The 21,266-nt window shown below is 71.8% G+C and carries 18 protein-coding genes; 11 read left to right on the forward strand and 7 right to left on the reverse strand.

Features of this window, described 5'->3' with window-relative positions; genetic code table 11:
- Positions 1-22 precede the first annotated feature (22 nt).
- From pflB to ETD85_RS07905, 5 genes are all read left to right on the forward strand, one after another.
- Positions 23-2,269 (forward strand): formate C-acetyltransferase, encoded by a 2,247-nt coding sequence (gene pflB / locus ETD85_RS07885; protein ID WP_138688945.1) that lies wholly within the window; start codon positions 23-25, stop codon positions 2,267-2,269.
- Entirely contained in the window at positions 2,266-2,991 is a 726-nt protein-coding gene (gene pflA / locus ETD85_RS07890) for a pyruvate formate-lyase-activating protein (protein WP_138688946.1), read from the forward strand. Before pflB ends, pflA begins: the two co-directional genes overlap by 4 nt.
- Before the next feature lie 43 nt (positions 2,992-3,034).
- On the forward strand, positions 3,035-4,243 hold the full coding sequence (locus tag ETD85_RS07895) for an acetate/propionate family kinase (RefSeq protein WP_138688947.1): 1,209 nt from the start codon (positions 3,035-3,037) through the stop codon (positions 4,241-4,243).
- 81 nt (positions 4,244-4,324) lie between these two features.
- The gene (locus ETD85_RS07900; protein ID WP_138688948.1) at positions 4,325-5,203 is read left to right on the forward strand and encodes a universal stress protein; all 879 of its coding nucleotides are present in this window, start codon (positions 4,325-4,327) and stop codon (positions 5,201-5,203) included.
- Positions 5,204-5,254: 51 nt separating this feature from the next.
- Entirely contained in the window at positions 5,255-5,470 is a 216-nt protein-coding gene (locus ETD85_RS07905) for a DUF1918 domain-containing protein (RefSeq protein WP_138688949.1), read from the forward strand.
- A 40-nt stretch (positions 5,471-5,510) separates the two neighbouring features.
- Here ETD85_RS07905 and ETD85_RS07910 read toward each other — a convergent pair whose 3' ends face one another.
- The 3 genes from ETD85_RS07910 to ETD85_RS07920 all read right to left on the reverse strand — a co-directional run bounded on the left by ETD85_RS07910 (position 5,511) and on the right by ETD85_RS07920 (position 9,478).
- Positions 5,511-6,359, reverse strand: a complete 849-nt coding sequence (locus ETD85_RS07910; RefSeq protein ID WP_138688950.1) for a universal stress protein — start codon at positions 6,357-6,359, stop codon at positions 5,511-5,513.
- A gap of 94 nt (positions 6,360-6,453) precedes the next feature.
- Positions 6,454-7,908 carry a bifunctional aminoglycoside phosphotransferase/ATP-binding protein gene (locus ETD85_RS07915; protein ID WP_240779018.1) on the reverse strand — a complete coding sequence of 485 codons (1,455 nt, stop codon included), beginning with the start codon at positions 7,906-7,908 and terminating at the stop codon, positions 6,454-6,456.
- Between the two features lie 184 nt (positions 7,909-8,092).
- Positions 8,093-9,478 (reverse strand): WS/DGAT/MGAT family O-acyltransferase, encoded by a 1,386-nt coding sequence (locus ETD85_RS07920; RefSeq protein WP_138688952.1) that lies wholly within the window; start codon positions 9,476-9,478, stop codon positions 8,093-8,095.
- A 231-nt stretch (positions 9,479-9,709) separates the two neighbouring features.
- Here ETD85_RS07920 and ETD85_RS07925 point away from each other — a divergent pair, with 231 nt between their 5' ends.
- Positions 9,710-11,386, forward strand: a complete 1,677-nt coding sequence (locus tag ETD85_RS07925; protein WP_138688953.1) for an NAD(P)H-dependent oxidoreductase subunit E — start codon at positions 9,710-9,712, stop codon at positions 11,384-11,386.
- A complete protein-coding gene (gene fdhF, locus ETD85_RS07930; protein ID WP_138688954.1) occupies positions 11,383-14,190 on the forward strand; it encodes a formate dehydrogenase subunit alpha in 2,808 nt (935 codons plus the stop codon). The genes ETD85_RS07925 and fdhF overlap by 4 nt, the downstream gene beginning before the upstream one ends.
- Here the strand turns inward: fdhF and ETD85_RS07935 are convergent.
- Entirely contained in the window at positions 14,106-14,753 is a 648-nt protein-coding gene (locus ETD85_RS07935; RefSeq protein WP_170246560.1) for a hypothetical protein, read from the reverse strand. The genes fdhF and ETD85_RS07935 overlap by 85 nt on opposite strands.
- A gap of 319 nt (positions 14,754-15,072) precedes the next feature.
- Here ETD85_RS07935 and ETD85_RS07940 point away from each other — a divergent pair, with 319 nt between their 5' ends.
- Together ETD85_RS07940 and ETD85_RS07945 are read left to right on the forward strand one after the other, a co-directional pair.
- Positions 15,073-15,951 carry a universal stress protein gene (locus tag ETD85_RS07940; RefSeq protein WP_138688955.1) on the forward strand — a complete coding sequence of 293 codons (879 nt, stop codon included), beginning with the start codon at positions 15,073-15,075 and terminating at the stop codon, positions 15,949-15,951.
- A gap of 120 nt (positions 15,952-16,071) precedes the next feature.
- A complete protein-coding gene (locus tag ETD85_RS07945; RefSeq protein WP_138688956.1) occupies positions 16,072-17,139 on the forward strand; it encodes a hypothetical protein in 1,068 nt (355 codons plus the stop codon).
- Between the two features lie 318 nt (positions 17,140-17,457).
- Here the strand turns inward: ETD85_RS07945 and ETD85_RS07955 are convergent, their stop codons facing one another.
- Positions 17,458-18,300 carry a universal stress protein gene (locus tag ETD85_RS07955; protein ID WP_138688957.1) on the reverse strand — a complete coding sequence of 281 codons (843 nt, stop codon included), beginning with the start codon at positions 18,298-18,300 and terminating at the stop codon, positions 17,458-17,460.
- 261 nt (positions 18,301-18,561) lie between these two features.
- Here ETD85_RS07955 and ETD85_RS07960 point away from each other — a divergent pair, with 261 nt between their 5' ends.
- Positions 18,562-19,167: an Rv1733c family protein gene (locus ETD85_RS07960; protein WP_138688958.1), complete on the forward strand. Its 606-nt coding sequence runs from the start codon at positions 18,562-18,564 to the stop codon at positions 19,165-19,167.
- A 65-nt stretch (positions 19,168-19,232) separates the two neighbouring features.
- Entirely contained in the window at positions 19,233-19,466 is a 234-nt protein-coding gene (locus ETD85_RS07965) for a dsRBD fold-containing protein (protein WP_138688959.1), read from the forward strand.
- Between the two features lie 14 nt (positions 19,467-19,480).
- Here ETD85_RS07965 and ETD85_RS07970 read toward each other — a convergent pair whose 3' ends face one another.
- Both ETD85_RS07970 and ETD85_RS07975 read right to left on the reverse strand, forming a co-directional pair.
- Positions 19,481-19,693, reverse strand: a complete 213-nt coding sequence (locus ETD85_RS07970; RefSeq protein ID WP_240779019.1) for a PLD nuclease N-terminal domain-containing protein — start codon at positions 19,691-19,693, stop codon at positions 19,481-19,483.
- Positions 19,694-20,017: 324 nt separating this feature from the next.
- Positions 20,018-21,205: an ATP-dependent metallopeptidase FtsH/Yme1/Tma family protein gene (locus ETD85_RS07975; protein WP_240779020.1), complete on the reverse strand. Its 1,188-nt coding sequence runs from the start codon at positions 21,203-21,205 to the stop codon at positions 20,018-20,020.
- Positions 21,206-21,266 lie beyond the last annotated feature (61 nt).

Raw genomic sequence — 21,266 nt, forward strand, 5'->3', positions numbered from 1 at the left:
TCCGATATGACGAGGGGGAACGATGACCGCCACGGAAGTCGAACTCGAAGCCTGGCGCGGATTCAGCGGGACGGACTGGCGGGACAAGGTGGATGTCCGTGCCTTCATCCAGGGCAACTACACGCCGTACGAAGGCGACGACCGCTTCCTGGCGGGCCCGACGGAGCGTACCCGTGCGGTGTGGGGGAAGGTCTCGGCGCTGTTCCCCGAGGAGCGGCGGCGCGGGATCCTCGACGCCGACACCGCCGTCCCCTCGTCGATCACCTCGCACGCGCCCGGCTACATCGACCGCGACCGTGAGCTGATCGTGGGCCTGCAGACCGACGCGCCGCTCAAGCGGGCGATCATGCCCGCGGGCGGGCTGCGGATGGTGGAGAAGGGCCTGGCCGCCTACGGCTACCGGCTCGACCCCGCGGTGAGGGAGATCTTCACCAAGTACCGCAAGACCCACAACGACGGCGTGTTCGATGCCTACACCCCCGAGATCCTGGCCGCCCGCCGCTCCGGCCTCATCACCGGCCTGCCGGACGCCTACGGTCGCGGCCGCATCATCGGCGACTACCGCCGCGTCGCGCTGTACGGCGTGGACCGGCTCATCGCGGCCAAGCGGGCCGAGCTGCGTTCGCTGGACGACGCGGACGCCGCGGACGCGGTGATCCGCGATCGTGAGGAGCTGTCGGAGCAGATCAGAGCGCTGGACGAGCTGAAGCGGATGGCCGCCCGCCACGGCCACGACGTCGGCCGCCCGGCCGCCACGGCGCACGAGGCGATCCAGTGGCTGTACTTCGCCTACCTGGCCGCGATCAAGGAGCAGAACGGCGCCGCCATGTCGCTGGGCCGCACCTCCACGTTCATCGACGTCTACCTCGAACGCGATCTCGCCGAAGGACGCATCGCCGAGGAGCGGGCACAGGAGCTCATCGACGACTTCGTCATCAAGCTGCGCATCGTCCGCTTCCTGCGCACCCCCGAATACGACCAGCTCTTCTCCGGCGACCCGACCTGGGTGACCGAGTCGATCGGCGGCATCGGCACGGACGGCCGCACGCTGGTGACCCGTACCAGCTACCGCTTCCTCCAGACGCTGCGCAACCTCGGCCCGGCCCCGGAGCCGAACCTGACCGTCTTCTGGTCCCCGCGCCTGCCCGAGCCGTTCAAACGGTTCTGCGGCGCCCTGTCCGTCGAGACCAGCGCCATCCAATACGAAAGCGACGAGCTGATGCGCCCCCGCACCGGCGACGACACCGCCATCGCCTGCTGCGTCTCGGCCGCCCCCGTGGGCCGGCAGATGCAGTTCTTCGGCGCCCGCGTCAACCTGGCCAAAACCCTGCTGTACGCGATCAACGGCGGCCGCGACGAGCTCACCGGCGCCCAGGTCGGCCCGGCGTACCCGCCCCTGACCGGCGACTTCCTCGACTACGGGCAGGTCACCCGGGCGCTGGACCGGATGATGGACTGGCTCGCCAGGACCTACGTCAACGCGCTCAACATCATCCACTACATGCACGACAAGTACGCCTACGAGCGCCTGGAGATGGCCCTGCACGACTATCCGGTCAAACGCACCCTGGCCTGCGGCATCGCCGGCCTGGCCGTCACCGCCGACAGCCTCTCGGCCATCAGGCACGCCCGCGTCAGGGTGATCCGCGACGCCACCGGCCTGGCGATCGACTACCAGATCGACGGCGACTACCCCGCCTACGGCAACAACGACGACCGCGCCGACGCCATCGCCGCCGAACTCGTCCGCTCCTTCATGCAGAAGATCCGCCGCCACCCCGCCTACCGCGACGCCGAGCACACCCAGTCCGTCCTGACCATCACCTCCAACGTCGTCTACGGCAAGCACACCGGCAACACCCCCGACGGCCGCCGCGCCGGCCGGCCGTTCGCGCCGGGCGCCAACCCGATGAACGGCCGCGACCGCCACGGCATGGTCGCCTCCGCCCTGTCGGTCGCCAAACTCCCCTACGACCAGGCCCTCGACGGCATCTCCCTGACCAGCACGGCCACCCCCGACGGCCTCGGCCGCACCTCAGACGAGCGCATCACGAACCTGGTCGGCGTGCTCGACGGCTACTTCGACGCCGGCGGCTTCCACATGAACGTCAACGTCCTCACCCGCGCCGTCCTGCTGGACGCCATGGAGCACCCCGACCGCTACCCGCAGCTGACCATCCGCGTCTCCGGTTATGCCGTCAATTTCGTCCGCCTCACGCCCGACCAGCAACGCGACGTCATCAACCGCACCTTCCACGGCTCGCTGTGAACGGCGTCATCAGCTCCTGGGACCTGTCGGTCGGCGTGGACGGCCCCGGCACCAGGTTCGTCCTGTTCACCGCCGGCTGCCCGCTGCGCTGCCAGTACTGCCAGAACCCGGAGACCTGGCGGATGCGCGACGGCCGCCGGGTCACCACCGACGAGGTCATGGACGAGATCAGCAAATATCAGCGGTTCGTCTCCGTGGCCGGCGGCGGGGTGACGATCAGCGGCGGCGAGCCGCTCCTCCAGCCCAGCTTCACCGCCGAGCTGCTGAGCCGCTGTCACGACAGCGGCCTGCACACCGCCCTGGACACCTCCGGCCTGCTCGGCGTCCGCGCCACCGACGCCATGCTCGCCGACACCGACCTGGTGCTGCTCGACATCAAGTCCTTCGACCCGGCCACCTACCTGCGGGTCACCGGCGGGCCGGTGGAGCCCACGCTGCGCTTCGCCCGGCGGCTCGCGCGGCTGGGCCGGCCCGCGTGGGTACGGTTCGTGCTGGTCCCCGGGCTCACCGACGCGCCCGGGAACGTGGACGGCCTGGCCCGCTTCGTGGCCGGCCTCGGCAACGTCGAACGGGTCGACGTGCTGCCCTTTCACCGCATGGCCGCCGGCAAGTACGCGCGGCTCGGCCTGTGCTTCCCCCTCGCAGACGTCCCGCCGCCCGATCAAGGCCTGCTCAGCCGGGTCCACGCCCAGTTCCAGGCCCACGGCGTGCCCAGCACCTGACCGCCGACCCATCGCGAAACCCCACGGAAATAGGCTTGCGGACATGGCCGATCGCATTCTCGTCCTGAACACGGGATCCTCCTCGATCAAGTACGAGCTCGTGGACCCGCACACCCGCCGGCGCTCGGCCAAAGGTCTGGTCGAGCGCATCGGGGAGGAGCAGGGGCGGCTCACGCACCGGCGTGCGGACGAGCCGCCGTACATCCGTGACCGTCCTTTTCCCGACCACGGCGAGGGGCTGAACGCGGTGCTGGAGGCGTTCGCCACCGCGGGGCCCGAGCTGGCCCCCGTGGCGATCGGGCATCGGGTGGTGCACGGCGGCACGAGGTTCACCGAGGCCGTGCTCATCGACGACGAGGTCGTCACCGCCATCGAGGAGCTGGCCCCGCTCGCTCCCCTGCACAATCCGGTCAACCTGACCGGCATCCGGCTCGCGCGCAAGGTCTTTCCCGAGGTGCCGCAGGTGGCCGTGTTCGACACCGCGTTCCACTGCGTGCTGCCGCCCGAGGCCTACACGTACGCGGTGCCGCGCGAGTGGCGCGAGCGGCTCGGGGTGCGGCGTTACGGCTTCCACGGCACCTCCTGCGCGTACGTCTCCCGCCGCGCCGCGGCCGTCCTGGGCCGCGACCTCGCCGGGCTCAACCTGATCGTGCTGCATCTCGGGAACGGCGCCAGCGCCACCGCGATCTCCGGCGGGCGCAGCGTCGACACCTCGATGGGCATGACGCCGCTGGAGGGGCTCGTCATGGGCACCCGCTCCGGCGACGTCGACCCCGCACTCACCGGCTACCTCACCCGGGCCGGCGACCTGGACGCCCAGCAGGTGGAGCACGCGCTCACTCATGGTGGCGGCCTGCTCGCGCTGAGTGGGTCCAGCGACATGCGCGAGGTGCGTGCCCGCGGCGACGCCGAGGCCGGGCTGGCGCTGGAGATCTACACCCGGCGCATCCGCAAGTACGTCGGCGCCTACTACGCGCTGCTCGGCCGGGTGGACGCGATCGTGTTCACCGGCGGGGTGGGCGAGCACGACGCCGCCACCCGCGCCGCCTCGCTGGCAGGGCTCGACCGGCTGGGCATCACCGTGGACCCCGCGCTCAACGAGACGGGATCGGCCGGTGAACGCGCGGTGTCCCCTCCCGGCGCCGAGGTGCCGGTCCTGGTCATCCCCACCGACGAGGAGCAGGAGATCGCCCGCCAGACCCTCGCGCGGTTGACGCCCGCCCCATCGCCGGCTCCCAAGTCCACCCCTTGAGCTGGGATATCAACCCGGTCCGGGGGTAGCCGTCCAGCGGGAAACCCGCAGTCTCCGGCGACGGATCCGAGGTGAAAAGCCATGGCTGAGGCCCACAGAGTGGTCGTGGGTTACGACGGCTCGGACTTCTCGATGCAGGCCTTGGACTGGGCGCTCGACGAATGCGAGCTGCGGAGGTTGCCGCTGACGGTCACGCACGCGTGGCGCTGGCCTTACGGTCAGGCGGCCGAGGAGGCCAAGCTGCATCTGCGCAAGGCCGCCGAGCATGTGCTTTACCACGGCGCGGAGTGCGCTCGCTCCTCCAGCACGCTGGCCGACGTACAGACAGATCTGTACGAGGGATCCCCTGCCGAGCGCATCGTCGAGCTGTCGGCCGGCGCGGACCTCGTCGTCATCGGTTCCCGGGGCCTGGGCGCCCTGGCCAGGTCGCTGGTCGGCTCGGTCACCGCCTACGTCGCGGCACACTCGCAGGCTCCGCTGATCATCGTGCGTGGCCCAGGACCGCTCCCCGCGCCGGCCCATCCGGGCCCCGTCGTCCTGGGCCTGAGCCCGGCCACACCGGATGCGGCGCTGCGCTTCGCCTTCGACGAGGCCGCCCTGCGCCGGCTCCCGGTGGTGATCGTGCACGCCGTGCACCTGCAGACCATGGCGTGGGGAGTGGCGATGGCGCCCGTACCCGACGTCGAGGCGCTCACCCGGGCCGGGCAGAACCGGATGGAGGAACGCCTGGCCCCCTGGCGCGAGCGGCATGCGGAGGTCCGCGTGGAGGTCCGCGCCGTCATCGCCTCGGCGAAAGAGGCTCTGCGAGCCGCGGCAGCCCAGGCGAGCCTCCTCGTCGTGGGCGCGGAGCGAACCCGGCACCATGGCCATCTGGGCACGGTGGTCAGAGCGGTGGCCGAGCACGCCGCCTGCCCGATCGCCGTCGTTCCCGGCCTTTCCGACGACCCTCCGAGTGGTTGAAGCGCCGTCGCCGGCATCGGCGGCGGCCACCGTTGAAGGGAGAACAACGCGATGAAGGCAGCGATAGGAGACCGGCTGATCGTCGAGAGCGCTCACGATCATGAGCCCAGGCGCGTCGGCGTGATCACGCAGCTGCGCCACGATGACGGTTCTCCACCGTATGTCGTGCACTGGATGGACTCCGAGCATGAAACGCTCGTGTACCCGGGGCCGGACGCCCACGTGGTGAGCAAGCAGGAGCGGGAAGCCGCGCTTCCGCCCATGTGAGCGACGCCGTCCAGGCTCGGATGCGGTCAGCGGCCCGGGCTCATGATGTCCGCCCGGCCCGTGGCCGGACCACCGCGACCGGGCAGGTGACGTGGTGCAGCACGCCGCGGCTGACCGAGCCGAGCACGGCCGAGGCGAAGCCGCCCAGCCCACGCGAGCCCACCACGACCAGATCGGCCGAGACCGAGGCGTTCATCAGGGCGTCGACGGGATGCTCGCACACCTGCTCGTCCGTGAGATCGACATCCGGGTACTCGTCCCGCCACGGGGCCACCGCCTCGCGGGCCGTACGCTGCTGCTGCGCGAAAACGCTCTCCAGCACGTTGCTGTAGGCGGCGGCGTACGGCGCGGACATCGGCGCCTGCCAGGCGTAGACCACATGGACGTGGGCCAGGCGGGCACGCGCCTGCTCGATGGCGTACCGCATCGCCACCTGCGAGCACTCCGAGCCGTCGTAGCCCACGACGATCCGCCCGTGCACGATCTCGGAGGGGCCGCGCACGATGACGACGGGCCCGGCGGCATGCCCCGCCACGGCCGCGCTGACCGAGCCGAGTATCATCCCGGCGAACCCGCCCCGCCCCCTGCTGCCCAGGACCACGCTGTCGGCCGAGGCCGATCCGGCGATCAACTGCTCGACGACGTGGCCGCTGCGTGACTCCGTGGTCACCTCCACCTCAGGCGCCACCTCGCGCGCCCGGCTGGAGGCGGCCTCCAGCACTTCGGTGGAGTACTGCGACTGGGCCTCGTCCAGGCTGGGCGGCCACTGCTCGCACACGTGCACGAGGCGCAGCGAGTGCCCGCGGCGGCCCCCGTCAGCGGCCGCCCACTCGACCGCTGCGGTCGCCGCTGCGGACCCGTCCACACCTACCACTATCTGTTCTGCCATCACACGCACTTCCCTTCCCGGCCCGGCTCCCACGCCAAGCTCCTGAGCACGGCCCCGGCCACCCAGGACCCGCAATCCCGCACCACCGGATGCCTCAGCCGGGTTCCAGCTGAGGGCGCCGGAACCGCCAGGGCACCGCCGGCCACCGAGCGTGGAGCGCCGCCAGGGCACGCTCGAGCGCGTGCTCCGGGGACACGCCGGTGTCGATCTCGACGGCGTCGCCCCAGGGCGCCGCCGTCGCCGCGATGGCGGCGCCGATCGCCCGGTCGGCGTCGGACATCCCGCCTTCGCGACGGGCCAGCCGCTCCGCGATCAGCTGCGGCGGAGCGGTGCAGTGCAGGGCCACGAGGTCGCTGGAGGTGCGCCTGCCCACCTCTTTGGCGGCCTCCCGCTGCCCGGCAGCACGCCAGGATGCGTCGAGGACGACCGGCTCGCCGTGCTGCAGCATGGTCTCCGCCCGGGACAGCAGCTCGCGGTACGTGCGCTCGGTCCACTCCTGGCTGTAGATGCCTTCGCCGAAGGGGGCCGGAGCGGGCTGTTCCGGCGCGATCCCGGCGAGCTCCTTGCGTACGCGGTCGCTGCTCAGCAGAACGTAGCCGAGCCGGTCGGCGATCGCCGCGGCGACGGTGGTCTTGCCGGTGCCCGGAGCTCCACCGACGAGGACCAGGGTCACCGCGCCGGCCCGCAGATGGCGCAGCGCCTGCTCCGTCAGCTCGCGAGCCTCCCACGCCGCGCCGGGATCCCCCTGCCGGTGCCGCAGACCGGCGACCTTGGCACGGACGAAGGCCCGGTAGGCGACATAGTGATGCCACAGCGAGGGCGGTGCGGGATCACCGGAGAACTCGGTGTACCAGTGCAGGAACAGCTCGGCCAGCCGGGGAGCCCCCAGCCGCTCCAGGTCCATGGACAGGAAGGCGGCGTCGTCCAGACCGTCGACGAAGCGCAGCCGTTCGTCGAACTCCAGGCAGTCCAGGATCCGTGGCCCGTCGTCCAGGCAGAAGATGTCGTCCGCCAGCAGATCTCCGTGACCGTCCACGATGCGCCCCTCGCCGACCCGGGTGGCGAACAGGCGCTCACGACCGTCAAGGAAGCGCAGAACGAGCCGCTCGATCTCCTGGATGGCCTGCGGGTCGAAAACCGGGTCAGCCAGCTCCCGGGCCTGCTCGAAGCTCTCCGTCCAACGGCCCCGCAACGACTGCGCCTCCCCCTGCCGGTCGATCCGCGGGCTGCGGCGGGCCCGGCCGTGCAGACTCGCGATCATCCGGGCGACCTGGCGCAGCTCCGCCTCCACGGGCACGCCGGAGCTGATCATCGTGGCGAGACGGCGCTCCTCGGGCATCCGCCGCATCACCACGAGGTGCTCGCACGGCTGCCCGTCGGGGCCGAGCACGTCGGCCACACCCTCGTAGACATCGGGTGCCAGCCTCCGGTTGAGCCTGACCTCCTCATGGCAGACGGCCCGCCGAGCCTCACGAGTGGTGAAGTCCAGGAAGCCGAGATCCACCGGCTTCCTCAGCTTGACCGCCCGGTCGCCGAGAAGGATCACCACCGCGGAATGCGTCTCCTTGATCTGTGCCCATGGTCCCATCGATGACGCCCCCCGCCCTCTGCCGCCCACCTGTCCATGGCTTGATTCGACGGACGAGCCTGGTCTTGCGCTCTGCTCTCCCAAACGCCCCATACCTGCATTTCCCCAGGTTGATGCGGTTGACTCCCTCAAGGGCACAGCGAGGTCAGGGCTCCGGGCTCAGCTCGTCCAGCGCCTCGCGCAGGAAGCCGGGGAAGGCCCACACGTCGGCGACCAGCCTCCTGCAGGCGGTGATCCCGATGTCGAGGCGGCCGTGGTAGGAGAAGGCCGTGATGTTCAGGGCGCCGCTCACGTCGGTGACCACGGACACCGGGTGGTACGCCAGCAGCTTGACTCCCGCGATCGTCAGCGGGTACTGCGGGCCAGGAACGTTCGAGATGATCACATTGATGGGCGGCGCCGTCCTGCCCACCAGCTCGAATGCGGCGCGGTCGGCCAGGCCGTTCAGCGCGGCGGGCAGGCTCTGGCTCAGCTCCTGCAGCCAGGACGCCGGTGTCAGGGCGAAGCGTTGCTTGATCTGCCGCATGGCCTCGCTCACGAGCAGCAGGCGCCGGCGGGCATCCGGTACGTGCGTGGGCAGCTGAGTGATCATGATGGTGACCTGGTTGCCCTCGCCCGTGCCCGAACGCCCGCGCACGGAGAACGGCACGCCCGCGACCAGCGGAACGTCCGGCAACCCCGCGTGCTCGACCAGCCAGCGGCGCAGCGCGGAGGCCGCCAGCGCCATCACGACGTCGTTCACCGTGACGCCGAAGGCGTTCTTGACCCGCTTGATCTTCTCCAGCGGCAGCTCGGCGAAGGCGTAGCGGCGATGGGACGAGACCGGGCCGCTCAACGGGGTGCGCGGAGCCGCGAGATCCGGCAGGTCGGGCAGAGGGCCGCGCCGTACCATCCGCGACAGGCGGCCCGCGCCCGGCAGCCGCGAGACAACGGGCAGCTGGTCCAACATCGGCAGCGCCTCGTCCACGAACCTCAGCAGGTGCGCCGGATTCGCCGCGAGGTGCCAGGCGCTCCTGGTCAGCATGCGCCACAGCTCCGGAGGCGCCTCCGGCTCGCGCGCGATCACCTCAGGGGCAGGGTCCATGAGCGCGGCGAGCACCTCGGCGCCGGTCAGCCCGTCGACAGCGGCGTGATGCACCTTGGTGTAGACACCGCAGCGGCCTGCGGCCAGACCGTGGATCAGATACATCTCCCACAGCGGCCGGGTCAGGTCCAGCCGCCGCTCGTGCAGGCGGGCCACCTGCTCGGCCAGCTGCACGTCGTTCCCTGGCGACGGCAGGGCCAGCTCCTGGAGGTGATAGTCCAGGTCGATCTCGTCGTCGTCGGCCCAGTACGGGTGGTCCAGGCCGAAGGGCACGCGGACCAGTCGCTGCCGCAGCTGCGGCACTCCGGGCATGCGGGCCGCCAGCCTGTCCAGGATCTTCTTCCTGGACAGGCCCGCCTCAAGGACGGCGAGCCCTCCGACGTTCGCGATGTTGGTGGCGGTCTCGAAGTTGAGGAACTGCGCGTCCAACGCACTGAGCTGCCGCATGTTCCCAGGATCGCTGCCACGCGGCCACGGTGGTCAGAGCGGATCTGCCCTTACAAAGAGGACTTTGGACGGATTTTCCGGTTTCATCGCGAGCGCCGCTTCGGCGGCGGACCCGGGAAGAGCGGCAGCATGATCGCCTCGATCGTCACGACGCCTCATTGACGTGACCTTGCCCAAAGATGACCAGCGCCTCCGTGCGACGGTCACGGGGACGGGGTCATGATGGGGACCATGGGTTCAGGCAGCCGGTTCGATGCTTTTCGTGCCCTGGCCGAGCGTCGCGGGCGTCCTGGCGCCCGGTTGCTGGATTCCCTGTCCGAGGCGGCGAGAGCCGGCCGGGGGGCCGCGGCAGCGTGGGCTCCCGAGGTCGCCCAGCGGTTCGGCCTGCCGGCGGCGGCTGGGCTCGGGCCGGCCACCTTCTACGCCGATCTGGCCGCTCCCCGCGGCCGCCGTCACGTGCGGGTCTGTACCGCGGCGGCCTGCTTCGCCGCCGAGGCGGGACGGCACGTACGCGAGGTGGAGGCGGCGCTCGGCGTCGCGGCGGATCACGTCGGCGCGGATGGGGCGGTCTCGCTGCAGAGCGTCCGGTGTCTTGGCTACTGCTATGCCGGTCCGGCCTGCCTCGACGGCGACACGCCGTGTACGGGGCCTGCGCTGGCCGGCCAGCTCACCGGCCGGGCCGAGCCGCATGCTCCCCCGATACCGGCCGCCGACGCGACCGGCGCTCCCGTGGTGCTGGCCGGTGTCGCCGGCGGAGAGGACGCCTGGGAGGCGTGGCCGGGCATCCTGCGGACCCGCACGCCCGAGCAGGTCCTGGCCGAGGTGGCGGCCTCCGGGCTGCGCGGGCGCGGCGGAGCCGGGTTTCCGGTGGCCGCGAAGTGGGCGGCCGCGGGAGGCTCCCCCGACACGGTGGTGGTGGCCAACGGCGATGAGGGCGATCCGGGCTCGTACGCCGACCGGCTGCTGATGGAGGCTGATCCGGATCGGGTGCTGGAGGGTCTGGCGCTGGCCTGTTACGCCAGCGGGGGCCACCGTGGCGTGGTCCTGGTCCGGTCGGAATATCCGCAGGCGCTGGCCAGGATGCGGGTCGCGGTCGAGCAGGCCCGCGCCGCCGGGCATCTGGGGCGGCGGATCCACGGCACCGGCGTCGATCTCGACGTCGAGGTGGTGGCGGGCTCGGGTTCCTATGTCGCGGGTGAGGAGACCGCCCTGGTCGCCGGGCTCGAAGGCGGCCGCGGCTGTGCCCGGCCGCGTCCGCCGTTCCCGACGCGGCAGGGCCTGTGGGATGCCCCGACCGTGGTGAACAACGTCGAGACGTTGGCCGCGGTCCCGTGGATCGTCGAGCGGGGCGGGGACGCCTACGCCGCGCGCGGCACGTCCTCGGAGACCGGCACGAAGCTGGTCTGCCTGTCCGAGCGGTTCGCCCGGCCCGGCTGCTACGAGGTCGAGCTCGGCACGCCCGTGCGCAGGATCGTCGACGAGCTGGGCGGTGGCCTGCGCGAGGGCTCGGATCTGTCCGTCGTGCAGGTCGGCGGGCCTCTGGGCGGCTTCCTGCCGGCCGGCGAGCTCGACGTGCCCCTGTCGGAGGCGGACCTGGCCGCTCGCGGCGCGGCGCTCGGACATGCCGGCCTCGTCGCCTTCGACCAGCGGATCGAGCCGGAAGAGGTGCTGCGGCACGTGTGGGAGTTCGCCGCCGCGGAGAGCTGCGGGGCCTGCTCCCCCTGCCGGGTCGGGTCCCGCCGGGGCCTGGAGATCATCCAGGACGGTACGCAGGCCCGCGAGGAGTACGCGCGGCTGCTCCGGGTCATGAGCGAGGCCAGCCTGTGCGCTTTCGGGCGGCGCGTACCGGCGGCGGTACGCAGCCTCGCGCGTGCCTACGGCGACCGGCTCGCGGGGTGGGACAGATGAGGGTCCGGGTGGACGGGGTGACCGTCCACGTGGCGGAGAACGCATCGGTGCTCGACGCGGTGCGCGCGGCCGGCGGCGAGTTGCCCACCCTGTGCGACGACGACCGTCTGACTCCGGCCGGCTCGTGCCGTACCTGCCTGGTGAGATCCGGCGGAAAGGTGGTGGCCGCGTGCGTGACTCCGGCCACCGGCGACGCCCTGATCGAGGTCGCGGCCGAGGACCTGCGGACGTTGCGCCGCGAGTCGGTCGAGCTGATCGTCTCCGCGCTGCCGTCCTACGCTCTTGAGGGTGGCGCCGGCGACAGCGAGCTGGCCCAGGTCTGCCGCTCGCTGGAGATAGCCCCGCAGGCGGCCCGGGGGCCCGGCGGCCGGGGACGTGACGACAGTCATCCTTACGTCCACCTCGACCGCGACCTGTGCATCGCGTGCGGCCGGTGCGTGCGGATGTGCGCCGAGGTGCAGGGCACCTTCGCCCTCACCCTGGCCGGGCGGGGGTCCGGCACGGTGGTCGCGCCCGGCACGGGAGGGACATGGGCGGAGTCCGACTGCGTCTCCTGCGGCGGCTGCGTCGACTCCTGTCCCACCGGCGCGCTCACCGAGCCCGGCCTGCCCCGCGGTGACACGGCGCCGCAAGCGAAACGTACCCGCACCACGTGCGGCTACTGCGGGGTGGGCTGCTCGCTGGACGTGCTCACGGCCGACGGCGACGTGATCGCGGTGCTGCCCGGCCACGACGGCCCGGTCAACCGCGGGCACGCGTGCGTCAAGGGCCGGTTCGCCCACGGCTTCCTCCGCTCGCCCGAGCGTCTCACCCAGCCGCTGGTGCGCCGCGCCGGCCGGCTGGAGCCGGTGAGCTGGCGCGAGGCTCTCGATCACGCCGCCAGAGGGCTGCGGGCCGCGGTCGCCGCGGGCGGCCCCGACGCGGTGGCCGCGATCTCCTCGGCCCGGGCGACCAACGAGGAGAACTACCTGCTCCAGAAGTTCATGCGGGTGGTGATCGGCACCAACAGCGTCGACAACTGCTCCAGGCTGTGCCATGCTCCGTCGGCCGCCGGGCTGACCCAGACGTTCGGCCTGTCCGGCGGCACCGACAGCTTCGACGACGTGGAGCGCGCGGATTGCCTGCTGCTGGTGGGCGCCAACCCGGCCGAGGCGCACCCGGTGGTCGGCGCCCGCCTGCTCCAGCGGGTCCTGCGCGGGGCCCGGCTCGTCGTGGCGGACCCTCGCTCGGTCGGCCTGGCCCGCTACGCCGACGTTCACCTGCGGCCCCGGCCCGGCACCAACGTCGCGCTCTTCCACGGGCTGGCCCACGTGCTGCTCGCCGAGGGGCTGATCGATGAGGAGTTCCTGCGCCGCCGGGCGGCGGGCCTGCCCGAGCTCACCGCCCTGCTGGCGGACTACTCCCCTGAGCGGGCCGCCGCGATCACCGGTGTCCCCGCAGGCGACCTGGTCGCGGCCGCCCGCCTCTTCGGCCGGGCGGAGAAGCCGGCGATCGTGTACGGGCTGGGCGTGACCGAGCACCTGCACGGCACCGACGGGGTGCGCACGCTGTCCAACCTCGCGATCCTGCGCGGAGCGGTCGGAACCGGCCGCGGCTTCGGCGTGAACCCGCTGCGCGGCCAGAACAACGTCCAAGGCGCTTCCGACATGGGGGCGCTGCCGGACCTCCTGCCCGGCTACGGGAAGGTGACCGACCCCGCCGCCCGGTCCCGGGCGGAGCAGGTGTGGGGTACGCCGGTCCCGCCGCGGCCCGGGCTCCGCATCCCGGAGATGTTCGCCGCCGCGCGCTCGGGAGAGCTGCGCGCGCTGTGGATCGTCGGAGAGGACGTGTGCGCCACCGATCCGGACAGTACGCACGTCATCGAGGCACTCGACGCCTGTCCGCTCGTCGTCTGCAACGAGCTGTTCCTGTCCGAGACCGCCCGCAGGGCCGACGTCGTGTTCCCGGTCGCGTCCTGGCTGGAGAAGGAGGGCACTTTCGTCAACTTCGACCGCCGCTTCCAAAGGGTGCGAGCCGCCCTCGGACCGGCGGGAGCGGCCCGCACCGATTTCGAGGTCATCCACGCGCTCGCCGCGGCGCTCGGCTCCGGCCTGGGGTGTCCCACGCCGGCAGAGGCTCTGGCCGAGTGCGCTCGGCTGGTTCCCGCCTTCGCGGGGCTGTCCCATGAACGACTCGACCGCGAAGGCGCCGTCCCCTGGCCGTGCCCGGACCCCGCCCGGCCAGGTGAGGCCGCGCTCTACCGGGACCGGTTCGCGACTCCCGACGGGCTGGCCCAGCTCAGCGCCGCGCCCTATCTGCCGCCGGGCGAGCAGCCTGACGACCGGTACCCTCTGGTGCTGGTCACCGGACGGCGCTGGGCGCATTACAACTCGGGCGGAATGACCCGGCGCACGGACAATCTCCGGCTCGACTCCGTGGACCGGCTCGACCTCCATCCCGCCGACGCCGCGCGGTACGGCCTGCGCGATGGCGACCGGGTCGAGGTGGAGAGCCGCCACGGCCGGGCCTGCCTGGTCGCCCGCGTCAGCGACGACATGTCACCGGGTCAGGTCTTCTGCGCCTTCCACTTCCCGGCCAGCGGCGTCAACACCCTGACCTCCGACCGGGCCGACACCGTGACATCGTGCCCCGAATACAAGGTCACCGCTGTACGGCTGGCCACGCCGAGCGAGCCTGCCGGTCCGGACGGCCGGATCCGGCCCCCGCCCGAGGCGCGGGATCATTCGCCGGCTGGATCGGCCGGCTCCACGGCCGGTGCGATCTGCAGTGGTGCCGCGGCCCCGCCGCCGATCTCGCGCCCCTGACTCAGTGTGTAGTCGAGCTGCCTGGCCAGGAGCGGGAGGGTCGCCGGGGGCAGGTACGCGTCGGCGCCGGCGTCGAGCAGCCGCCGGACCGGGCCGTGGTACCGGACTCCGAGTTCGGGGTCCTCGATCTCGGTGATGACGACGCGAGCTTTCGGGAACATCGACCGGAGCGCCGTGATCAGCTGCGGGCTGCCTGGAGGTACCAGCAGCACATCGGTCGTCTCGGGAGCCGCATGCATGTCGAGCACCACGTAGTCCTCCCCGAGCTGGGTGGACAGCGCGACCCGGGCCGCGGTCGACAGCTCCATCGCGGTGGCCACGACTGTCACACTGTCGTAGTCGATCGGGGCTTGCTCATCGGCCTCGTCCGGCGCGTCTCGATCGACGACGGCGCCCTGGACCACGGCAACGGTGCTGGAGATCGTCGCGATCGACGCGCCGTCGCGGGTGAGGACCAGGCTCTCACCGGGTTCGAGGGCGTCGATGAGCGCCACGACGTCGTCGGGAAGGCGCGTCACGTCGATCGGCTGCGTGGAGCGTGCGGCGCGTTTGCGGATCACCATGCTGGGGACGCGCTCGCGGCTGCGAGGACACCCTGCGTCACGCGCAGCCCCGGTCGCACGGCCGACCGGCCGTCCACGGCGGCATGGCCGCCTGCCTCGAAGGTACCGCTCAACAAGATGATCACATGAGTCCCTTCCGATGCTGTGATCTTGTTGGACGCCATCGCGCGAGCATCGGTTCTCCACGTCCGTGAAATTCACCGGGGCCAGAGCAGGCGAGAACGAGGCCAAGAGTTTCATCGCTCGTGGGTCTCTCCTGCGCGGCGGGGGGAAGGCTCAGGCGGGCAGGACCATGGAATTCTTCTGCCCGGGGGGCGGCATGAGCGATGCATATGCTGGTCGGCCCATCCTGGTCGGCTACGACGACTCGCCGGGAAGCCAGCAGGCGCTGAGCTGGGCGCTCGACGAGGCGCGGCTGCGGGGGCTCCCCGTGCTGGTCTGCCACGCCCTGCACTGGCCCTACGCCCTCAGACCCGTCGCACAGGATGTGCTGGAACAGATCGAGCAAGTCGCTCTCGGCGTCGTGGAGGACGGCGTCCGCCGCGCCCGGGGGCTGGCTCCTGACGTCGATGTCCGGCCGCTGCTGGGCAGAGGGACACCCTCGGCGGTGCTCCTGGAGGCCGCCCGCGACGCGGAGATGACCGTGCTCGGGTCTCGCGGGCAAGGCGGGTTCGACGGCCTGCACGTGGGGTCGGCCGCCGTGCAGGTGCCCGCGCACAGCGTCAGGCCGGTCGTCGTCGTACGCCCTCTCGTGCCGCCGAGCGGCCAGGAGCCCCGGATCGTGGTCGGCGTCGACGGCTCACCCCCGAGCCTGGCGGCCCTCGGCTTCGCCCTGGACGAGGCCACGCTGCGCGGCGCCACCCTGACCGCCCTGTGCTGCTGGACGCCTTGCGGATCGTCGTCCTGGCAGGACCCGCTGCCTTTCGTCGATTCGCAGGCGCTGCGCCGGGGCGCGGAAGACCGCTTCAACGAGGTCGTGTCCCAGCTGGCGAGCAAGCACCCCGGCGTGCCGGTCACGACGGCATTCGTGACCGAGCGACCTCAGCGCGCGCTCATCGACTCGGCCAAGTACGCGACGCTCCTCGTGCTCGGCAACAGGGGGAACGAGTCACCGACCTGCCTCGTGCTGGGACCCGTCACCCAGACCGCGCTGCTCGAGGCCTGGTGCCCGGTCGCGGTGACATCGTCGTCCAGCTGAGCCGCCCATTTCCGGCGGCAGGCCATGACGCGCGGGACGTGCCACCGGTCGGACGTTCCTCCTGCTCACGCGATGCAGGATTCTCCTTCCCCGGCGCTCACATCGTGCGAGCGTGAAGGCGTGGGACTTCTCCGACTCACCGTGCTCATGTGGCTCACGATGCGGCAGCTGCGCAAGGGCGCCCGCGGCCCGTCATCCGGGACGCGGGAGCCCTCCCCCGCCGCGCCCGAACCCGCCCGCACGCCGGCGGTGGGACGCCGCCGCAGCCTCCGGCTCATCACCGGGATGTCCGCGCTCACCGCCCTGCTCGGCGTCGCCGCCTGGAGCCAGTACCAGACGGCCGCGCCGGTGCCGCTGTTCACCCGATTCAACGGAAATATCAGCGTGTCGGTGACCGTGCCGGAAGGTGCGGGCACGCTCGAGCACCTGATGCTGGGCGTCAAGGCGTTCCGCTGCGCCGAGCTCCAAGCGGAAGGGATGGTGCTCGACGATAAGGAGCTCGCCACGTGCGGGCCGGACACGTACGACGTCATGATGACCGGCCTGGCGAAAAAGGGAGCTCCTCTGTGCTTCGACTACCACATCGAATTCGACGGCGATGCCCGGTTGTCCGAGGTGGAGCTCAACGACAAGCCTTATCCGGAGCCCGCGTCGCAAAAGACGATGTCCAGGCTCGACGGCAGGCTCTGCCGCCGACCGCCGAGCCTCCGCACGGAGACCGTCCACATCAGAGGGCGGGCGCGGGAGCCGCTGGTGATATCCCGGGGTTACACGACCGTGCTCGCCGCTCCCGGAGTGATGTACGGATACCAGGGCAACACGCGTCACATCGAGACCGACATATCGTGGGAGCTCGGCCGGACCCCGCCGGACAGCGTCGTGGAGTCCAGCACCGAGTACGGCCGCGACAAGTCCGACCCGCTGCTGCTGGCCTGGAACCACCCCAGCCCGGAGACCATCCCCGAACCCGAGCCGCGGCTGGAGTGGCGAGCCGATCCCAAGGAGCCGGAACGAGAGCCCGACCCGGGTGGCTACGTCGCCGGACCGCACGCCCGGCTCATGTCCATCCCCCGCAGGCAGGCCGCGGAACGGGCGCTGTTCTGGGCCGGGCTTCTGGCCGGGGCCGCCGTGTCGACGCTGGCGTGGACGGGAGAGCTGCTGCTGGAGAACCGGCGGTCCCGACGATGAGCGGTGCTTGCCGAACGCCCGCCTCCGGCGTTGCGGAGGCGGGCGTCTGATCGTTCGCACTACTTCAGCCAGGGGGTGCGCCGGACGACGGGCAGGTTGCCCAGTCCCAGCGTGGTGCCGGCCCGGTTGGCCGGAGTGGCGAAACCCCAGCCGAACGTCTTGTCCAGGAACGCCCACAGGAAGATCCAGCCGATCGCGATCCGCGCGGCCGCCCAGACGTAATCGACGGGCCGGCGAGCGGCGATCGCGGCCCCGGCAGCAGAGCCGTACGGCCCGTGGCACCGGGACCTTCGTCCCGGCTCGGTGGTGGCGCGCGGCTCAGGCGCAGACCACCGCCACCGGGCAGGAGGCGTGGTGCAGCACGCCTCTGCTGACCGAGCCGAGCAGCGCCGAGCCCAGAGCGCCACGCCCGTGCGAGCCCACGACGAGCAGGTCGGCCCGTTCGGCCGCCGCGGTGAGGGCCTCCGCGGGAAGCGCGCACTGGACGTCCTCGATGACGATCACCTGCGGGTAGTCGTGGCTGAGGGCCTTCACCCGGTCGCTGACGAGCCGGTGCTGTGAGGCACGGACCTCGGCCAGGTCGTAGGCGGCCTCCGGGGCGAACGCGTGCACCGGCAGCCGCCAGGCGTGCAGGACCCTGAGTGCCGCGCCGCGCAGCTCCGCCTGCTCGAAGGCGTAGGCCAGCGCGGGCTCGCACTCCGGCGAGTCGTCCACCCCGGCCACCACCTCACCGTGCGCCGGCCGGCGCTCCGCGCGCACCACCACGACCGGGCAGCGAAAATGCCCGGCCACGTGGACGCTCACCGAGCCCAGCAGCGCGCCGGAGAAGCCGCCGAGCCCGCGGCTGCCGACCACCAGTTCGACGGCGTCCTCGGCCTGCTCGCGCAGCACCACGGCAGGTTCGCCCTCCACCTCCAGGGTGGTGACCTCGACGGACGGCTGACGCTCACGGACGAGAGCCTCCGCCTCGCGCAGCGCCCGCCGTCCCTCGCGGAGCAGCGTGCCGGGCGGGGCGGCGTCGGGCCGCCTGCCCACCTGGTACCACGACGTGTCCACCGCGTGCACGATCCGCAGCGGCACCCGCTTGCGAACGGCGTCGCCGGCCGCCCATTCCACTGCGGCCCGCGATGCCACCGAGCCGTCCACGCCAACGATGATCATGGTGTCCTCCTCTGTCACCTCCATCGGACCTCGCCCATGTCCGCCCTGTGCAGGGCTGGAGGTCGTCAGTGCAAGGGACGAAGGGCCTTGTTCCCGGCCCGGCCCTGGCCGCTTCCTGCCGATCCGTACAGCGGGGTCGCCGTCGTGGTCACGGCGCGCTGGCCGCGCGAAAGCCGAAGGGACGAAGGTCCCGCCACTCCGAGTCGGACGGCCCTGCCCGTCGGCGCGGCCACCCCGCACCTTGGAAGCGGAGGTGTTCCGATGAAGACGTCCGTCAACCCGGTGATGTTGTGTCTGCGCCTGTACCGCCCGGACGGCAACCCCCTGCGCCGGCCTTCCGACCGGCGGGAGTCCGTCCTCGTGCTGGCCGCCCTGTTCCTGACACTGCTCAGCGTCTGGCCGGCGATGCTGATCGGCCAGTCGGCCTATGACGCCGCGCTGCAGGACGAGCGCGCCGGCCCCGGTGCCCGCCACCAGGTCACGGCGACGCTCCTGGAGGACGCCCCCACCACCCGCGTCAGCTTCACCGAGATCCCGGCTGAACGGCCGACGGCGGCGGCGCGATGGACCACTCCCGCAGGTGAGGAACGGGTCGCTCAGGTGCCCGCACCGGCGCGGGCCAAGGCGGGCGCGGTGGTGACCGTGTGGCTCGACACCTACGGCGAGCCCGCATCGCCGCCCACGGACGCGGCGGTCCTCCAGATGAGAGGGATAGCGACGGGCCTGCTGATCGTGTTCGCGGCCGCGCTGCTGACGCTGAGCTTCTTCGCGGGCTGGCGATGGCGGGCGGATCAGGCCAGGTACCGGGAGTGGGAGCTCGCCTGGGAGCGGGCCGACGAGAAGTGGCGCCACCCACGGCAGCCGTAGCCCTCTGCCGCCTTGTCCGGATTCCGGGAGACCACGGCAACTGCCCCGTAGAGGAGATCACCACAATGGAGACCAAGAAGTGGACCGTCCGGATCTATCTCGCCGAGGACGGTGACGACACTTCCGCGCAGGCGGTCCTGATCACCAGAGGTGGCGGGCGGCTGGACGGCCTCGGACGTAGTCACCGCGATCCAGCAGATGAGGCCGTACCTGAGATCGGCGACAAACTGGCCACCTCACGCGCGCTGACCGCGCTGGCCGCCTCACTGACCGCGATCACTCGCCACGCGATCTCGTGAGGCTCGCCGGCCGGTCATCGAGGCATCCTGCCGCAGGAGCGTCTCCTGCCCCACACTAGGTAGGCGATCGGGCCGATCGGCTGGACGAAGATCCCCAGCCACCAGAGTCCCTTGCGACCACGCACCGCGTCCCTGGGGACGAACGCGAGATCCACGGCCGCCGCCGTGGTCAGCGCGACCTCGGCCGACACCAGTGCCAGCAGGAGACCTCGCTGTCGCTTCGACATCGCTTCCCACCTCATGTGCCCGCTCCTTCCTCGACGTGCCCGCAACACGAGCGACGTGCCCGCAACACGAGCTTGGCAACGCCACGGCACCGTCTCAGGGGCCGAAGGTCCTCAAGTCCGTCGCCGTTGGACACCAGGGCCGGAACGCGCCATGTCGCCCGTCCACGCCACCCCACGGCGACCTGGCCGCTCAACCCGTGGAGCGGCCCGTCCTCACCGGGCAGATCGATCCAGATCACGACGCCCGCAGGACCGGCGATCCGGCCGAGCTCGCGGTGGCAGGGCAGTCGAGAGGCAGCTGCCGGGTAAGACGCGTGCGGGCGGTCAAGGCAGGGCGTGATCGCTGAGCCGTCCGTCGTCCGTCTCAGGGCTCTCGGTGGCCAGGATCGCGGCGACGGCCGTGCCGTCCACGGTTTCCTGCTCGATCAGCAGCTCCGCGAGCCGGTCCAGCGCGCCCCGGTGGGCCCGCAGCAGGCCGGTGGCGCGTACTTCGGCCGTGCGCAGCAGCAGCGCCACCTCGCGGTCGATGACCTGCTGGGTGTGTTCGGAGTACGCCCTGCGCACCGGCTCGTCCTCGCCGAGGACGTCCAGGCTGTCCGAGCCGTACCCGAGCGGGCCGAGGCGCTCCGACAATCCGAAGTCGCGCACCATCCGGGTCGCGACCTGGGTGGCGCCCGCCAGGTCGTTGGCCGCGCCGGTCGAGCCTTCGCCGAGGGCGACGAGCTCGGCGGCCCGTCCACCCAGCCGGACGGCCAGCAGGTCCCGCAGATGGCTCTCGCTGTAGAGATGCCGCTCGGCCTCCGGCGGCTGCTCGGTGACGCCGAGGGTGAGCCCGGCGGGCAGGATGGTCACCTTCGCGACCGGGTCGGCGTGCTCGCACAACGCCGCGACCAGGGCATGCCCGGCCTCGTGCACGGCGACGGCGTGCCGCTCCTGCGGGAGCAGCGCGTTGGAGGTCTCCCGGCGGCCCAGCAGCACCCGGTCGCGGGCCGTGTCCAGGTCGGCCGGGGTGATCGTGGTGCGCCCGTCGCGGACGGCGTTGATGGCGCCCTCGTTGACGAGGTTCGCCAGGTCCGCGCCGGAGAAGCCGGGCGTGGCCCTGGCCAGCACCGCCAGATCCACTTCCGGGGCCAGGTGCTTGCCGCCGGCGTGGACGGCCAGGATCTCGGCCCGTTCGCTCTGCCTCGGCAGCGGCACGGTGACCTGGCGGTCGAACCGGCCGGGCCTCAGCAGGGCCGCGTCCAGCGTCTGCGGCCGGTTGGTCGCGGCCAGCACCACGATGCCGCTGGACTGATCGAAGCCATCCATCTCGGCCAGGAGCTGGTTCAGGGTCTGCTCGCGCTCGTCGTTGCCGCCACCGGTGACGACCGCTCCCCTGCGCCCGCCGATGGCGTCGATCTCGTCGATGAAGACGATCGAAGGGGCGCGCTTGCGCGCCTCGTCGAACAGGTCCCGCACGCGCGAGGCGCCCACTCCCACGAACCGGTCTCTTATACACATCTCCGAGCCCACGAGACCCTAAGACACCTCGGATGCCGTCTTCTGCTTGAAAAAAAAAAAAGAGCAGGGGAGT

Origin of the sequence: Nonomuraea zeae (genome assembly GCF_005889725.1) — a bacterium.
GTDB classification, from domain to species: Bacteria; Actinomycetota; Actinomycetes; order Streptosporangiales; family Streptosporangiaceae; genus Nonomuraea; species Nonomuraea zeae.

What these genes read in the sequence shown, in the direction of transcription:
- ETD85_RS07940 (WP_138688955.1), top strand. Translation starts at nt 15,073, where the DNA reads ATGAGCGATGCATATGCTGGTCGGCCCATCCTGGTCGGCTACGACGAC.
- ETD85_RS07900 (WP_138688948.1), top strand. Translation starts at nt 4,325, where the DNA reads ATGGCTGAGGCCCACAGAGTGGTCGTGGGTTACGACGGCTCGGACTTC.
- ETD85_RS07920 (WP_138688952.1), bottom strand. Translation starts at nt 9,478, where the DNA reads ATGCGGCAGCTCAGTGCGTTGGACGCGCAGTTCCTCAACTTCGAGACC.
- pflB (WP_138688945.1), top strand. Translation starts at nt 23, where the DNA reads ATGACCGCCACGGAAGTCGAACTCGAAGCCTGGCGCGGATTCAGCGGG.
- ETD85_RS07905 (WP_138688949.1), top strand. Translation starts at nt 5,255, where the DNA reads ATGAAGGCAGCGATAGGAGACCGGCTGATCGTCGAGAGCGCTCACGAT.
- ETD85_RS07955 (WP_138688957.1), bottom strand. Translation starts at nt 18,300, where the DNA reads ATGATCATCGTTGGCGTGGACGGCTCGGTGGCATCGCGGGCCGCAGTG.
- ETD85_RS07935 (WP_170246560.1), bottom strand. Translation starts at nt 14,753, where the DNA reads ATGGTGATCCGCAAACGCGCCGCACGCTCCACGCAGCCGATCGACGTG.
- ETD85_RS07895 (WP_138688947.1), top strand. Translation starts at nt 3,035, where the DNA reads ATGGCCGATCGCATTCTCGTCCTGAACACGGGATCCTCCTCGATCAAG.
- ETD85_RS07910 (WP_138688950.1), bottom strand. Translation starts at nt 6,359, where the DNA reads ATGGCAGAACAGATAGTGGTAGGTGTGGACGGGTCCGCAGCGGCGACC.
- ETD85_RS07970 (WP_240779019.1), bottom strand. Translation starts at nt 19,693, where the DNA reads ATGTCGAAGCGACAGCGAGGTCTCCTGCTGGCACTGGTGTCGGCCGAG.
- ETD85_RS07965 (WP_138688959.1), top strand. Translation starts at nt 19,233, where the DNA reads ATGGAGACCAAGAAGTGGACCGTCCGGATCTATCTCGCCGAGGACGGT.
- ETD85_RS07925 (WP_138688953.1), top strand. Translation starts at nt 9,710, where the DNA reads ATGGGTTCAGGCAGCCGGTTCGATGCTTTTCGTGCCCTGGCCGAGCGT.
- fdhF (WP_138688954.1), top strand. Translation starts at nt 11,383, where the DNA reads ATGAGGGTCCGGGTGGACGGGGTGACCGTCCACGTGGCGGAGAACGCA.
- ETD85_RS07960 (WP_138688958.1), top strand. Translation starts at nt 18,562, where the DNA reads ATGAAGACGTCCGTCAACCCGGTGATGTTGTGTCTGCGCCTGTACCGC.